A 16,149-nucleotide genomic window follows, 5' to 3' on the forward strand; every position below is an offset into this window, starting at 1 on the left:
AATAACTAGATTAACAAAAATGAATATCCGAATTTTATATTTTCTTTTGATGGTGTCTCTACTTGCAATGTACTGTAAAGAGGATGCTAAAAAGCAAACTGTTTCAAATAAAAAAGAAGAACTCAAATTACCTTCATTCAATAAAGACAGTGCCTTTCAATTTGTAAGGCAACAATTATTATTTGGTCCGCGAATTCCAAATACAGAAGCACATAGAAAATGTGCTGCCTGGTATGTAGAAAAATTTACAGCTTATGGCGCCGACGTGATTCAACAAAAATTTCAAGCAAAAGCGTTTGATGGCACTTTATTAAATGGCAATAATATTATTGCTCAAATCAACCCCACTGCGAAACGCAGAATTACATTGGCAGCACATTGGGATACGCGACCTTGGTCTGATGCAGATCCTGATCCGAAAATGCAAAAAAAATCCTTTCCAAGTGCCGATGATGGACCCAGTGGAGTCGCTGTTTTAATAGAACTAGCGCGAATAATACAAACACAAACATTAACTGGTATAGGGGTAGATTTCGTATTATTTGATTTAGAAGATTATGGATCTGAAAGTACCGCAACAAATACAGATAATTTAAAAACCTGGGGACTCGGTTCTCAATATTGGTCTGCAAATCTTCATGTTTCAGGCTACCGACCCATGTATGGTGTATTGTTAGATATGGTAGGTGGTGCCAATCCTGGTTTTTATACTGAAGATTACTCCGTTTATTATGCCAAAGATATAGTAGAAAAAGTCTGGTCATTAGCAGCCTCTATGGGTTACTCTAGTTTTTTTCCAAGAGCTTCTGGTGGCGGTGTAACGGACGATCATTATTTTGTAAATACCATTGCTAAAATTCCAATGATTGATATTATTAATCGCCCGGATGGAAAAAAATTTCCGCATTATCACCATACTCAAAAAGATAATATTGACGTCATTGATCCATATACTTTATTAATGGTCGGAAAATTGATGACAAAGTTAATTTATATGGAAAATGAAGGACTTTAAAAAATAAATTTGCAAAGAGTCCATTTTCATTTGAAATTCTAAATGAAATTTGAATGAATGAATGAATGAATGAATGAATTAAATAAATTTTCTTTCGTTTCATTTTATTCATTTCTATTTGTAAAAATTTTTCCCTTGAACACTTTATAGATTGGTTTTAAGGAAACCAAGTGTCTTTTTCTAAACAGTTCACTTTCAAAATTAAAGCTTCTTAATTATTGACAAGTTTCCTGCTAAATTCAATGTCTTTTAACTTATAATTTTAAATTACGCAAATCTGCGTATCAAATTCAGTTACTATACTGATGGATGAGCCTACACCAGAACTATACCTTTGATCATTGAATAAAATTTCACTCATAGATCAAAATAGTATTATTATGAAAAAAGCAGTTAAAATTATTAAATGGATAGGACTTACGCTTCTTTTCCTAATTTTTTGTTTAGTGGCTTATGTTCAATTCTCATGGAATCGAAAATTTGATGCACCGTATCCGGATATAAAAGCAAGTAAAGATTCTAGCATTATTGCACGGGGGAAATACCTAGCCTATGGTCCGGCGCATTGTGGCACCTGTCATGTTCCGATGGATAAATATATGGATGTAGAAAATGGAAACCTACTACCATTAAGTGGTGGATGGGAATTAAAAATTCCACCAGGTACATTTCGAGCGCCTAATATTACACCAGATCCGGAAACCGGAATTGGAAAATTAACGGATGCAGAACTTGCACGAACACTGCGTTATATGGTAGGTTCAGACAATCGTTGTATTTTTCCATTTATGCCTTTTGCAGAAATGTGTGATGATGATTTAACTGCAATTATTTCATTCTTAAGAACACAAACTCCTGTTAAACATGAAGTCAAAAGGAGTGAATTAAGCTTTATTGGTAAAGCATTAATGGCATTACATGTTATGAAACCGGATGGCACAAAAGCAATTCCTTTAAAATCAATCACTATGGATAGCACAATAGAATACGGAAAATATCTTGCAAACAATATAGCCGATTGTTTTGGCTGTCATACACAACGCAATTTAAAAACAGGTGAATTTATTGGTAAACCTTTTGCCGGTGGTATGGAATTTGAAGCTGATAAATTTAGTGATGGCAAAACCTTCATTTCTCCAAACCTAACACCACATGCAAATACAGGAATTATAGCAGATTGGAGTGAACAAGCTTTTGTAGCCAGATTTAAAGCAGGTCGTGTACATAAAGGAAGTCCTATGCCCTGGGGTTCTTTTTCAAGAATGAATGAACTGGAATTGAAAGCAATTTATCGCTATTTAAATTCTTTAGAAGCCGTAGAAAATAAAATTGAAAAAACGGTTATAAATACCGCAATAACATCTTCAAATTAATTCTCTTAAAATTTAAACAGCCTTACTTTAGTACTCTATAATAATTGATATACTCATTTAATATGTTAAACATGGAATATAAATTACCACTGACAATAGAAAGCGGACAAGGCGAAAAAATTATTTTTAAAGAAATAATAAAAGAATCAGATGGAGATATCGTTCATTTAGAAGGCTATTGTACTCCAAATGCAGGACCTGCTATGCATGTGCATTATTTACAGGATGAAGGATTTACAATCGTCAAAGGAAGCGTAGCTTGTCAAATAATGGGACAAGAACCAGTCATTTATACCGTTGGACAATCTGTTACTTTTTATAGAACGATCCCGCATCGATTCTGGAATATTGGAGACAATGAACTTATTATCGATGGCTGGATAAAACCTGCAAACAGCATTATTTTTTTTCTTGATACTTTATATACTGCGCAGCGAAAATCCGGAACAAACAAACCGGAAATATTTGATGCTGCCTATTTATTAATAAAATATCGAAGAGAATATGGTATGCCTGAAATGCCAGCTTTTGTTAAAAAAATATTGTTGCCAATAATTTATACTTTAGGAATCCTATTTGGTAAATATAAAAAATTTAAAAATGCGACAAAACCATTATAAGAAATTCAAATTAAAATAAGTTCAAATTAAATGCAATATTGAATCTTAATAAATGGAATTGCCTAAATTTATTCTAAAAATAAAATTTAATGCTACGCTATGCTAACAAAAAAGCAACACAACATCTTGTTACGTAGTGGTCACCAATTAATTTTTACAGCAATTTAATTTAAGAAAGAACTAAATGTAAACTACCTGTAATTTCTTATATTTGTAGTATGCCATCAATCCTCTGGCGAATTTACATCTTGTTCGATTTGATCTTTCTTATCGGTAGTAGTTCGCTTTTTGCTCAAAGACATACCAAATGCGGTTCCAACCCAGTCCAACTTTCAAATATATGTTCTGATGCCTGCTTGGTTTGTGATTTAAATGGAGCCTCTGCAAGAACCACAAACACAATAGTAGGCCAGGCACCTCCCGGCTATTGCACCCAGGTGCAGCACAGTATGCAATGGCTGGCTTTTATAGCGGGTTCAGCAAATTTAAGTTTTAACGTGACCGTTTCTAATTGTACCCAGGCAAATGGAGTAGAAATGGGTGTATATGCTTCTGATGATTGTCAGACATTTAGGTTGGTGAGCAATTGCAATACAAATATGTTTGCGAATCAAACCTGGCCATTTTCTACTACAGAAGCGCTGAAAATAGGTTGCATCTACTATTTAGTTTTTGATGGCAATGGTCCTAATTCCTGCAATGTAGATTTTGCAGTGACCGCTGGATCCGCAATGGCTCCTGTACCAAATACTACGGCAAAAATTATAGGCAAAAAATTAGTGTGCAAAGGCGAAACGGTCGATTATAACATTGCTCAAATTTTAGGTGCCTGCGCTTATGATTGGCGTGTGGAAAATGGAACACTTAATTTTTCAAAAGACAATTTGGCACAAGTTACCTGGGACCAACCCGGAATTGGGAAGATTTGTGTTCAGGGTAGTAATGAATGCCATACCGGCAATGAAGTTTGTCTTGATGTCGAAATCGGGGACGATAGTCCTCTGACGGAATATGGTCCTTTCTATGTGTGTTTTGGTGAAAGCTATAAATTCAATAATGTTTTTCTTACCGCCGGTACCTGGGATTATTTTTTCAAAAATAAATATGGATGTGATAGCAATATTACGGTAGTCGTTGAAGAACTTGAATTACTGGAAACACATTTAGATACCTTTCTTTGTTTTCCAGATAGTCTTAAATTTGGACAGAGAAAATTTGATAGTTCAGGTATTTACAAACTGCTTTTCACTTCTAAACAAACTCCCTTTTGCGATTCTACCGTATTTATCAATTTAAAATATTCGAAACTCATTTCGATACCCAATAAAACCAACGACATTTCTTGTATTGATACACTTGCAATCCTATATGCAGATTCTTCTCAATATCCAATTAATGGAACCTTAAGCTACCTCTGGACAACGATTAAAAAAGATACTCTAAGCTTAACATCTCAACTTGAAGTTACACAAGCTGGTGAATACACTCTTCAAATTATCTATACCTTAGATTCTATATATTCTTGCACATCTGCACATTCTATTATCGTAAAAGGATCTCGGAATTTTCCGGATCTATTGTTGCTGGACTCATTGAAGTTCTGTTTAAATGATACTATTTATCTTTCTTCAATTTCATTTTTGGATCAGAACAATACCAATGCTACTTATAGTTTTTATTTCAATGATTCCTGCACACAGCATTCGAGAATCGACAGTAACTTTCTTATATTACAAAAGGACACTACAATTTATTTGAAAGCAAGTAATGGAACTTGTGAAGACATTATCGCACTGCCTATAAAAATAAATGCTATAGATCGATTTCATATAACGGACGTTTCTATCTGCTTAGGCGAAGAATTAGATCTATCAACCTTAGCTTTTACAAAAGAAGGTAACCCAATTGGTAATCCAGTTTTTTATTCTTGTTCGATACCAGATTCCAATTGCATATTAAAAAATTTAAAATCTGTATATTTAAAAGACACTACATTTTATATTTACCCTGAAAAAGCAAGTTGTCCTGATTTTACAAATTTTAAAATAATTATAAAACCAAAGCCTTCAGCAACTTTTACTTTAAATAAAACAGACTATTGTCTGGATGATAGCATGCAATTAAGTCTTTTGATACCAACATCCGATAGTTTGGAACATTATTTTTTTAAATACGACACGAATGAAATTCAAATAAACAGTACAGCAAATGCATATTATCAGCTGGTAAAAGAAACCGGATTTCATCAAATTTGCTTGCGCAGTGACCGCTTGTTTTGCAGGGATACATTTTGTACTTTCATTCAAGTTCATCCACAACCTATTGTTCCAATAATTGATTGTTTTGCAACCGATAGTAGCATTCTATTTAGTTGGCCTTTTTATACCGGTGAAACATATAAGATTGACACCATTCTAGGAGGACCTTTTAACAGACTTTCAGATACCAGTATCTATTTTTATAATTTAAACCGGGGTCAAACTATTAAAATAAGAATCCGGTCATCAAATCCATATTGTATTGAACAAATAGCTGAAATTGAATGTCAATCTAAAACTTGTCCATCCGCTATTGTAGATATAATACCGGTTGATACACTTTGTATAGATGCAAATAGTACTGCAATTCAATTGAATACAAATACAAGTCCCAACCAAATTGGTGGTATATGGAATTGGCGAGGACCTGGTATTATAGATAGTATTTCTGGACTCTTTCATCCTGCAATTGCAGGACCAGGGAATCATAGAATCCAGGTGTTGTTAAATCAAAATGGATGCAGGTATTTGGGAAATACGACCATTATTGTACGCGAAAATCCATTAGCAGATTTTACTTTGGATAGTGTTGTTTGTCAGGATTCTTTAATCCAAATTAAATTCATTGGAAATAGGGCAGACTCATCTTCCTTTTTATGGAATTTAGATAATGGCATTTTTAAATTTACAAAAGCAGATAGAGAACTTGAAGTTAAATGGGCAACACCAGGTAAAAAACAATTATTATTAAAACTAAATAATTATAAATGTTTTAACCAACAATTAAAAGAAATTGAAGTGTTGACACCACTGCAAAAACCAAATTTAACTTGTGAATCCACAGATACCACCATTATTTTCAAATGGAGTACAACAAAACGTGTTAAGAATTATAAAATTAAAGTTCTAAATGGCAATATTGGACAGCTAATAAATGATAGTACTTATCTTATAAAAAAGAGGTTTTTTAATGATAGTGCCGGAATCCAACTAACAATTGAAGATAGCGGACCTTGCTCTGCAATCAATAGCGATATTTATAATTGCAAATCTCCCGATTGTTTACCAAAAAATTTAATCCAGGATACCGTATTAAGACTCTGTATTTCCAATCCTCAAATGCTCGTATTGAATCAGTTCATAAAGGATACTACAAAGCAGTATCAATGGCTTGGTCCATTTATACAGGGGAACACCATTAACACAAGCTTTTTAATTTCAGGTAGCTATCTCTATATTTTGCAAGGAGAAGATTTTGGATGCAAATATGATGATAGCTTATTTATTCATATTCATGCAGTTCCTGAAATCCGGCAACTCAATATACAGCATCTTCCATGTGACCCACAAATTAAAACAGGATCTGTTGAATTTAAAACAGTAATTACTAAAAATCCACCCTTGTATTATTCCTTAGATGGAATTATTTTTAATGCACAAGCTGTTATTAATAATTTAATTGGTGGGCAACATTTACTCTATATTAAAGATAGCCTTGGATGCATTTCAGACACCTTGATTGAAATTAAAAGTCCCGAAATTCCATTCATAGATCTTGGACCTGACCTAGAAATTCTAAAAGGAGAACAGATCCAGTTATCGGCTATAATTCAAGGCTCATATACAATTATTGATTGGATCAGTTCGCAGTCATTATCTTGCTTAAATTGTACCAATCCTTTACTCATTCCTGAATACTCATTAAAAATATATTGCAATATTATCAATGAGGATGGATGCACAGCATTAGACTCCATTAATATAAAAGTGTTTGACAATAAAATATTTGCACCAAATGCATTTTCTCCAAATGGTGATAATATCAATGATATCTTTAGTTTTTTTGGAAATGCAAAAAGCATACGACTCTTAGAAATTTATGATCGCTGGGGCGAAAAAGTTTTTTCAAAACAAAATTTTTTAGCCAATGAATTAGAACAAGGCTGGAATGGAAGATCTAAAGATAAAAACTGTTTACCAGGAGTGTATGTATATTATGGAATTGTTGAATTTGAAAAAGGAAACGATCAGGTATTAATAGGAGATGTAAGTTTAATTAGATAATTGTTGATCCATTGTATTTCAATTCATAAATGCTTTTTCTCTGTTATCCAAACATAATAATTAGATAGTACAATACTCAAAAAATAAAATTACAAAATTTAAATTAACTTTTTTAAAAGAATCACTATGAAAATAAAATGCATTTTCTTATGTTGTATGTTTTTGTCATATATAACATACGCTACCAATTACTACTTTTCTGAAAGTCTTGGCAATGATTCCTGGAGTGGAAGATTTCCAGTACCGAATGGCAATAATACTGATGGTCCTAAAAAAAGTCTTATAGCTTTAAATACCCTCCTGGATAATCTTGCAAAACCTGGTGATAGCATTCTTCTTCGCCGCGGTGACCGATGGTCTGGAACCAATGGTATCGCTGTTGGTGCTGCCCAGGGAACAGCTTCAAACTACATTATCATTTCTGCATATGGACTCGGAAAGAAACCAATCATTAATAAAACAAGCCCAGGAGAAATTCTGCTTTGCAGAGGATCCTCAAATAAAGAATCTTCTTATTTAAAATTTCAAAACTTATCACTTACAACTACTGCTGCCATTGGAAACAGGCCTACTGGTGTTTATATAAATGAAAGTTTTTATAGCCTAAAACCGCATCATATTATACTAGATAGCCTGCATATTATGGGTTGTCAAAATGGAATGATTTTATATCAGCAAAATATTCTTGTAGAAAATTGTCTGATTGAAAAAAATGGAAATATGAATCAAGGTCATGGCATATTTTCGGCTGCCAATGATGTAAATTTTAAAAATAATGTTTTAGATAGCAATGGTTGCGGCAGCTTCTTTGTTCATAGTGTCTATATTAGTCAATCCAATAATGTAATTTTTGAAGGAAATGAAATTAAAAATGCTGATGACGGACTTAAATTACGCGCTTCCACAAATCTATTAATTAAAAATAATAGGATTCATGATATGTATATTCACACCATTCACGTTGGTGGAGATCAATCTTCCGGAACTAAAAATGTAATTATAGAAGGCAATATCATTTACAATTCACCTCAGGGATTGAGAATCAGCTCTGAATCTGGTACGCAAACATTGCTTAGTGAAAATATTATTATTCGGAATAATATTTTCCCGTCACAGGTATTTATTTCTGATAACGGCCCTATAAAGGACGTCTATTTCTATAATAATCTGGTTCATACTGGCAATAATCAAGCGGCGCTCTTTCTAACAAATGCGATCAATCCAATAAATCTTCAAATAAAGAACAATATTTTTTATAAAAACACAGTAAATAACAACCACTCTTTGCTTGGTTTTATTTCAAATACTGGATTAAATGGAATCAGCTTAGATCACAATTTGTATTATTTTCCAGTCTTAAGCAACACCTTATTGACCATTGGAACCACAGCTTTTAAAACGCTTCCGACATTCCGGGCAGTTTATACAAATCAAGAATTAAATGGTCAGCATGGAAATCCAAATTTTGTAGCACCACCTACAGATTTCCATTTAACACCAACAAGTATTCTTGCTATTGATAGAGGATTGAATCTCAACAATACCGTTTCATTTGATTTGGATGGCTTGTCAAGGCCCTTGGATGGTGATGGTATAAACGGTGCAGCAATGGATATTGGACCTTACGAATATTGTTGTGTTGTAAATATAAAAACCAACATTAATCCTAGTGTGGGCTTCTCTATCTATCCAAATCCGACAGAAAACGAACTAAGTATTTCAATTGCTGATGAAATACCTAAAAAAATAGTACTCCTTAATTTATCTGGTAGCGTCGCTTTAGAAATTACAAATTGTAATTTAACAACAAAATGCAATCTTGAAAATTTAAATACTGGGGTCTATATAATTTTTGTCCATTTAAATAATGAAATTAGAATAGATAAAATTATAAAACAATAAGATTGAAAATAAAAAATTAACTCCTTTTTATATATCGCTCTATTGGTAGCTATTAATTTATTCCAATCTGCACTTACAAAATGGTGTCTACTTGAAGATATATTAAAAAAACTGAACGTAAAAAGTGAATGTGAAGATTCGGTAATTTAATGAAATGATAATTGAACTATTCTATATCAAAAATGAACATTATTAGAACATGCTCCGTTTTTTGAAATAAAAGATAGGACAAAAGGATATATGACGTATAAAATTAAAAAAATTGTTCTCAAAGAGAGTCTATTTTAAAGCTTCTTAAGGTCTGCAGTTTTTTCAAATACCAGTTCGCTTTCATATCCTTTTCCTATTAAAAATTGAATGGTCTTATGAATATCTTTTTTTTCCTGGAATGCTTTCTTTATTTGCCTATCTAATTCAGCAAGGTAATCTTCTTCATTGATTTCGAGAATTCCTATTTTTATTAAGGGTGCTGAAATAAACTTTGATTTTAAATGTGCAATAATTTTATTTCTACCCCAATGATGAATTCTAAATTTACCACGCGCATAGGCTTTAGCAAATCGTTCTTCATTTAAATAATCATCTCGAATCAAATCCATGAATATTTGATCCGCATATTCCTGATCTGCACCTAACTGTTTTAATTTTTGTTCGACTTCAAACTGACAACGATCCTGATACGCACAATAATGTTGAAGTTTTTTCAATAATACATCTTTTGTAGAATACATCAATTGACATTTTTGATAAGATCTTGAATAATCTCTGATATTTCCTGAGCTGGCTGAAGATGATGTACATGCATACCAAAATTACCGGCTGCTACTGTATTTTCTATTTTATCATCAATATACAAACATTCCGAAGGAATTAGCTTCATATCCTCAACAATATATTGATAGATTTCCAAATCTGGTTTTCGCATTCCAATTTCATGTGAAAAATAAGCTTTATCAAATAGAAGTTTATCAAATTCAAGAAGTCCAATTTCCTTTTCAAAGTTTCGCTTTACTTTTCGCAGATGGGTAATGTTTGTATTACTCAATAAGAAGATCTTGTATTGGTTTCTTAATGCTTTTAGCATTTGGATTCTTTTTTCAGGAAAATCGAGTAGCATTGCATTCCAGGCAGCATAATAGATATCACCCTGAAGTATAATTTTAGATCTTGATTGAAGCCTATGAAAAAAAGCTTCTTCTGAAATTAGGCCTTTTTCAAATGGAAAAAAGACCATTTTATCAAGATCGAGACATTTTGAGCTATCTAAAATGGATGTTAATGCATCCATCGTGGCATTTTCATCAAGATTTAATAAAACATTCCCAAAATCGAATATGATATTTTTTATCATTTTTGTTGTTTCAATAGCGCAAATATGTAATTTTGCCCACTCTTAACGAAGAATCCAACAAATATTGTTGGTAATATTATGTTTGTTTATATTTCCATAAAATTTAAGAACCAAATTAACTGTAATTAGTTTTTGGTACAATCTGCTTAAAACAAATGCTTTATGAATCTTCTCGAGAAGTAAACTAGCATGAAAACAGCAGCGATCTTAAATTTTTTATGGCTTTTTTAAGGTGGTTATTTAATTGGTCCCTTAGCTCAGCTGGTTACCTGCCTACTTGGCAGACTTGGCAGGCAGGGAGCATCTGACTCCTTAATTTTTATTAAAACAACACTCATTCAATATTATTATTTAATCGTTTTTTGTTTTGGTCCCATAGCTCAGCTGGTTAGAGCATCTGACTCATAATCAGAGGGTCCCTGGTTCGAGCCCAGGTGGGACCACTTTTCAAATTTAATTTACTATTTATATTTAATCGCATTTGAGACATGATTAAATTGTATAAAATAATAAATTAGCTTTCTATCTCCAAATTTCTTTTTTATTGGTAAAAATTTAGGCTATTAGACCTATGCAATAAACCTGCATTTAAAATTCTTTTGTTTCTTATAACTTATGTGAAATTCAACTTTAACTTGTTTTTTGTTTTGGTCCCATAGCTCAGCTGGTTACCTGCCTGCTTGGCAGACTTGGCAGGCAGGGAGCAATCTGACTCATAATCAGAGGGTCCCTGGTTCGAGCCCAGGTGGGACCACTTAAAACCCTTCTAATTAATTGATTTATAATTAGTTAATTTTTTGTGCCTCCTTTTTTGCCTCCTTTTCTCTTAAACTGCCAAGTGGACAAGCAACACTTCTTATTTTGTTTTTTTCGAACCCGGATTAAACTCCATTACATGATAGTAATTAGAATCATGTGCTACATAAAATAAAGTACTATCATCTAATATTTGAAGGGATTCTGGCCAGGCAAAAAAATGTTTCAAGGTTGGGCGAATTGTATCTATTGAAACCAAATCCCCATTTAAATTTAGTGTCAAAATTGCAGATGATCCGTAAATACTATTTAATGAAGGATCATTAAAATGTGCTAAAATGAATATTTGTTGGCGCCATTCGATTAATGATGTGAAATAATAATATCCGCCGTCTCCCGAATAATGCTTGTTAAAATATAATTGAGCATCGAGAGAAAATCTACAAAAGAGTAAGATGCAAATTAATAAAACTCCGCGCATAAATTTAAAAAGTCAGGAGAGTGAGTATACACTCTCCTGAATGGTTTGATATTTAATTTCGAATAATTTTGTGAATACTGATGCTTTTTGTATGGTGTTTTTTGTTTTAAAAATAAGAATATTATATCTTCAACCATTTCCGACTGATTTTCTGTTTAGAATTCTGAATAGAAATTTTGTACAAACCCGGATTATAATTTTCAACAGGAATTACCATCTTACTTGTATGAACATTTTTAAACTCTAGTAATGAACTACCTGATAAGTATTCAATCCTAATATTATAAGGTAATTCTAAATTGGATTCTATTGTTATGTTCGATGCAGTTGGATTGGGGTAAACTAAGAAATTGTTTAAATTAACATTAACCGTTCTAGTTAATACTACAGGTATACAAGTAGTTGTATCAATACATGGAGGTGAATTTAGAATAACCGCATAGCTTCCATCTTTAAATGGTGTAAATGTTTTTTGTATTGCTCCAGTAATGATACTAAAATTATCATTGCAATCTAACCATTGATAAGTAGCGACACTATCCAATGCAATTAAAGTATTTTGGAGATTGGATACATTGGTATCAACATTTACAATAATAAGATTAATTTCAATCAAGCTATCGCAGCCGTGACTATTTCTTAGTTTTTGATAAAACTTACCACTTACGGTATATACTTGATCGTTAAAACCGAATAATTCACATGCTCTTTTTTGTATCATTGTATCACTTCCATTGTTTATGATTAAGTTTAAGGTTGTGTTGCTATCACAGCCGACTGCAGTTTGGTTCATGAAAAGAAATGTACCGCTCTCATAATAACTTTTTCCATAAATGACAACACTATCACATGCTGTTTGTACAATGGTCTTATTGTAGGAATTATTTATTGTCAGATTTAAATGAGTTGTTTGTTCGCAACATTCCGGATCCCTGGCCTTTATAGTAATCTGGTCGGAACTCGCTGAATATGTCTTACCATCAATCCATTTATATGAATCACAGGCTGATATTGTATCATACGTGGTATTAGGCTGACAATATTTCAGTTTTAATAAGTAATAATTGGTGATTCCAAAATTAATGAAATTGGAGATTCCATTACCAGGATTAAAATCTACAGTATCTTGAAAAATTCCAGTTAAATAGATATTGTCCTTAGCATCTGTTTTTATGTCATATGCGGCATCAAATCCTTTTCCTCCAATTCTTTTTACACATTTAAAATGACCATTAGAGTCCAATTTCAATATAAAAATATCTGCTTTACCAAAAGAGGTTAAGCTTTGAGCCCCTGGAATACTATCAAAATCAGAAGTAACTTCAAAAGACCCAGTTAAAAATACATCGTCATGTTGATCTACGTTAACAGACCAACTTATATCTGAACCAACTCCACCTACTTTTTTTGCCCATTGTAGTTCGCCATTCCTATTAAATTTGCAAATAAAAATATCATCTCTTCCTGAACATGTTAATTCATATACTCCTGGACCAGGATCAAAATCAGCAATATCATAAAAATAACCTGTGCAGTATAAATTACCCTTAGAATCTAAATCAAGATATCTTGTGAATTCTATTTTTTTCCCTCCAAAGTTCTTAGCCCAAATTAATTTTCCGTTTGAATCTAATTTGCAAATAAATCCATCATATTGTCGTTCATTTGAACTTAATTTAAAAACTCCGGGCCCAGGATCGAAATCCACTGGCCCAATTATATTCCCAAGAATACATACATTATTATTAAGATCTACTTTAACACTTATACCATGACATGCAGATTCACTTTCAAAAGCTTTAACCCATATAATTTTTCCATTAACATCAAGTTTTAAGACATAAATATTAGCTTTTGAGCTTCCTGTTGGACTTAAGGTAAATACTCCTGGACCAGAATCAAAATCAACCTTTCCTCTAAATTGACCAGTGATATATATGTTACTTAAACTATCTGCCGTAATTGATGCTGAACCAATTTGGCTTGGCCCACCAATTTTACCAACCCAAAGTTCATTACCATCTAAATCCAGTTTACTGATTAACATTTTTCCATCGAATGATCCCCCTGTTGCATAGATGTAACCTTTGTCTCCAATTAGCTGAATATCGTCAGGGTCATCACTTTGTGGGTAAACTTTCACCCAAACCAAATTACCCTTAGAATCCATTTTAGAAATAAATGCATCTCCATAATCACCTTTTGCAGTCACATTTTGAGTGCCAGGTCCTGGATCAAGATCTGCAGTCTCTGTAAAAAAACCACTTGTATAAATATTTCCTGAACTATCAACAGCGATTGCATTACCTCCTATTTCTCCAGTTCCTTTTAATGATTTATTCCAATCAAATTCCTGCGCGAAAACTGAAGTAGACAAAAGAATACAACTAGCTTTCAATAAGAACCGATTATTCATAATATTCTGATTTGTTTTTTAACTAGACTATGTTTTTATAAAATAAGACTCCATAAGAAGTAAAAATGCTGCATTCAATATTTGGTAAACTTTTAACAAATTATCCTTCTATTCATCTAGTCATTATACAAATTTAGCCTAATTAATTAAAATAGTTCCTGATAACTCCCAAAAGAGGAAATGCAAATAGGATATGCGCATTCATAAATCAGCAAGTGCCTTAAAATTACCTTAAAAATTTATTATTATAAAACTTTAACTTCTACTAGTCCAAAAACCTTTGCTATTATTTGCTCTATTGATTCTTTTACCTTTTAGGATTGGACGGTGGTAAGATTAACCCTGAAAACTACACAAGTACCTTCAGATTCTAATGCTTTAGCAGATTTAATATCATCAGCAACAATATGTGTAATTCCTACTTCAAGAAGGTTCCAAGTTATTAAAGGCATAAAGATAGCTATACGGGGTAATAGTTATAAATAAGGTAAGTGTCCAGGAAGGGTAGTTTTTGTACCTTGGATTTGACTTATTCAACTACCTTATAATATGATTAAGCTATATCTATAGACCAGCGCATGCACAGATCTGTAGATCAGGACTTCGTGATCTTGTGCAAGAGCATTCCCATTTTACCTTTTAGACTAATAGGGGAATATCCAAAAATGGAATACTGTCCTCACTTTCAAAATTTGATTCCCTAAACATAAAGTGAAAGTGGTGACAGATTCATGTTAAGTATCTGATTTATTAGTACTTGACCTATGTTATTCAAGTTAACCATTGTCAAGATTTAATGATTGAATGATATATCAATCCTTTTATCGGGGTGTATATCTTCTACATGTCATCCTTTTATTACTTAAGGATTTTACCAAATTTCAATACCTTATTCTTATTTCTCAGTTCATAAAAGTATATACCATTTGTCAAATTCATTGCATTTATTGAAACTGTTTTTAGAAATTCTTGCTTGAGTAGTCTTTGCCCTTGAATATTATGCAGAATAAATTCAATTGGTTCTTCCAGGTTGCTAGTTATATTTACTTCATCAATAACTGGATTAGGATAAACCAGAATTTGGTTATCTTCATTTTGATCATCAGTGGCAGTTAAACAAGGAGTAACTGATGGTGACAATTCAGAAAGAGAGTATAATCTGACATTGTCTAGGACAAGTTCAGTATGATGATATTCAATATGACCCCAATTTGTAAACTTTATTTTATGAGAAGTCGATGTGGCTTTAAATTGGATTAGATACGTCAAACCTAAACTTCTTTCAATAATATCTGAACTTGTAGGCTTGCATCTCAAATAGTTATTTCCAAAACCAATATCCAAAGCAAATAATCCTTCTAGATAAAAATTTAATCCATTAGTTTCTCCACCTGCCCAAAATTCTAAAACGTAAGTATTCCCCTTTATTAAACCTGAAACAGTTTGCTCTAGACTAACACCTAATGGACCACCATAAGCTGTGTCACTCTGAGGGAAACCGTTAGGAATACCAGTTATCATACATGATGTAGAAATTATGCATGAAGTATCAAAAAGTCCATTATTAATTGAACAAGGATAACCCTTTAGATTTCCAAAATAGGCAGCTTTATTTCCTTCTGGAATTACTGAAAGAGTTCTGTCGAATATATATGCATAAGTTAACCTTCCACCACCAATACAATCCCAATTCAATAAATCACATTTGTATTTATTCGAGTTTGGGCAAAAGGAATAATCAAAGTTAGCTGGTATGCAAGTTGTATTTTCAAATCCTCCATTTTTTAACAGATTCTGAACTCCAGAACTTATGGAATCATTTTGCTCATAGCATTTTATGCATAAGATTTGACCGGGCAACAAATGGCAAGTGATCAAGATTGAAAATAAAATGGCATTTTTCATGATTCTTG

At 32.5% G+C, this 16,149-nt stretch carries 12 protein-coding genes and 2 tRNA genes; 8 read left to right on the forward strand and 6 right to left on the reverse strand.

Going from position 1 to position 16,149, the window contains the following annotated elements:
* Positions 1-19 precede the first annotated feature (19 nt).
* From IPO86_02130 to IPO86_02155, 6 genes are all read left to right on the forward strand, one after another.
* Positions 20-1,015 carry a M28 family peptidase gene (locus IPO86_02130; GenBank protein MBK9726896.1) on the forward strand — a complete coding sequence of 332 codons (996 nt, stop codon included), beginning with the start codon at positions 20-22 and terminating at the stop codon, positions 1,013-1,015.
* 380 nt (positions 1,016-1,395) lie between these two features.
* A complete protein-coding gene (locus tag IPO86_02135) occupies positions 1,396-2,388 on the forward strand; it encodes a cytochrome c (protein ID MBK9726897.1) in 993 nt (330 codons plus the stop codon).
* A gap of 71 nt (positions 2,389-2,459) precedes the next feature.
* Entirely contained in the window at positions 2,460-3,008 is a 549-nt protein-coding gene (locus IPO86_02140; protein MBK9726898.1) for a cupin domain-containing protein, read from the forward strand.
* A gap of 218 nt (positions 3,009-3,226) precedes the next feature.
* A complete protein-coding gene (locus IPO86_02145; GenBank protein ID MBK9726899.1) occupies positions 3,227-7,330 on the forward strand; it encodes a gliding motility-associated C-terminal domain-containing protein in 4,104 nt (1,367 codons plus the stop codon).
* 126 nt (positions 7,331-7,456) lie between these two features.
* The gene (locus tag IPO86_02150) at positions 7,457-9,232 is read left to right on the forward strand and encodes a right-handed parallel beta-helix repeat-containing protein (GenBank protein ID MBK9726900.1); all 1,776 of its coding nucleotides are present in this window, start codon (positions 7,457-7,459) and stop codon (positions 9,230-9,232) included.
* Between the two features lie 42 nt (positions 9,233-9,274).
* Positions 9,275-9,382, forward strand: coding sequence for a hypothetical protein (locus IPO86_02155; protein MBK9726901.1), 108 nt, complete (start codon positions 9,275-9,277; stop codon positions 9,380-9,382).
* Positions 9,383-9,516: 134 nt separating this feature from the next.
* Here the strand turns inward: IPO86_02155 and IPO86_02160 are convergent, their stop codons facing one another.
* Together IPO86_02160 and IPO86_02165 are read right to left on the reverse strand one after the other, a co-directional pair.
* Entirely contained in the window at positions 9,517-9,963 is a 447-nt protein-coding gene (locus IPO86_02160) for a RecX family transcriptional regulator (GenBank protein ID MBK9726902.1), read from the reverse strand.
* Positions 9,963-10,583 carry an HAD family phosphatase gene (locus IPO86_02165; GenBank protein MBK9726903.1) on the reverse strand — a complete coding sequence of 207 codons (621 nt, stop codon included), beginning with the start codon at positions 10,581-10,583 and terminating at the stop codon, positions 9,963-9,965. The genes IPO86_02160 and IPO86_02165 overlap by 1 nt, the downstream gene beginning before the upstream one ends.
* Positions 10,584-10,952: 369 nt before the next feature.
* Here IPO86_02165 and IPO86_02170 point away from each other — a divergent pair.
* Together IPO86_02170 and IPO86_02175 are read left to right on the forward strand one after the other, a co-directional pair.
* Positions 10,953-11,026 (forward strand) — tRNA-Ile (locus IPO86_02170).
* A gap of 206 nt (positions 11,027-11,232) precedes the next feature.
* Positions 11,233-11,337, forward strand: a tRNA-Met gene (locus IPO86_02175).
* Positions 11,338-11,439: 102 nt separating this feature from the next.
* On the opposite strand, the gene IPO86_02180 is transcribed toward IPO86_02175, so the two are convergent.
* From IPO86_02180 to IPO86_02195, 4 genes are all read right to left on the reverse strand, one after another.
* Positions 11,440-11,820 (reverse strand): hypothetical protein, encoded by a 381-nt coding sequence (locus IPO86_02180; GenBank protein ID MBK9726904.1) that lies wholly within the window; start codon positions 11,818-11,820, stop codon positions 11,440-11,442.
* A gap of 121 nt (positions 11,821-11,941) precedes the next feature.
* The gene (locus IPO86_02185; protein ID MBK9726905.1) at positions 11,942-14,236 is read right to left on the reverse strand and encodes a T9SS type A sorting domain-containing protein; all 2,295 of its coding nucleotides are present in this window, start codon (positions 14,234-14,236) and stop codon (positions 11,942-11,944) included.
* Between the two features lie 314 nt (positions 14,237-14,550).
* Positions 14,551-14,688: a hypothetical protein gene (locus IPO86_02190; protein MBK9726906.1), complete on the reverse strand. Its 138-nt coding sequence runs from the start codon at positions 14,686-14,688 to the stop codon at positions 14,551-14,553.
* 406 nt (positions 14,689-15,094) lie between these two features.
* On the reverse strand, positions 15,095-16,141 hold the full coding sequence (locus IPO86_02195) for a T9SS type A sorting domain-containing protein (protein MBK9726907.1): 1,047 nt from the start codon (positions 16,139-16,141) through the stop codon (positions 15,095-15,097).
* Between the last annotated feature and the right edge of the window lie 8 nt (positions 16,142-16,149).

The sequence above is a fragment of the Saprospiraceae bacterium genome, from assembly GCA_016717265.1.
Taxonomy (GTDB): domain Bacteria; phylum Bacteroidota; class Bacteroidia; order Chitinophagales; family Saprospiraceae; genus Vicinibacter.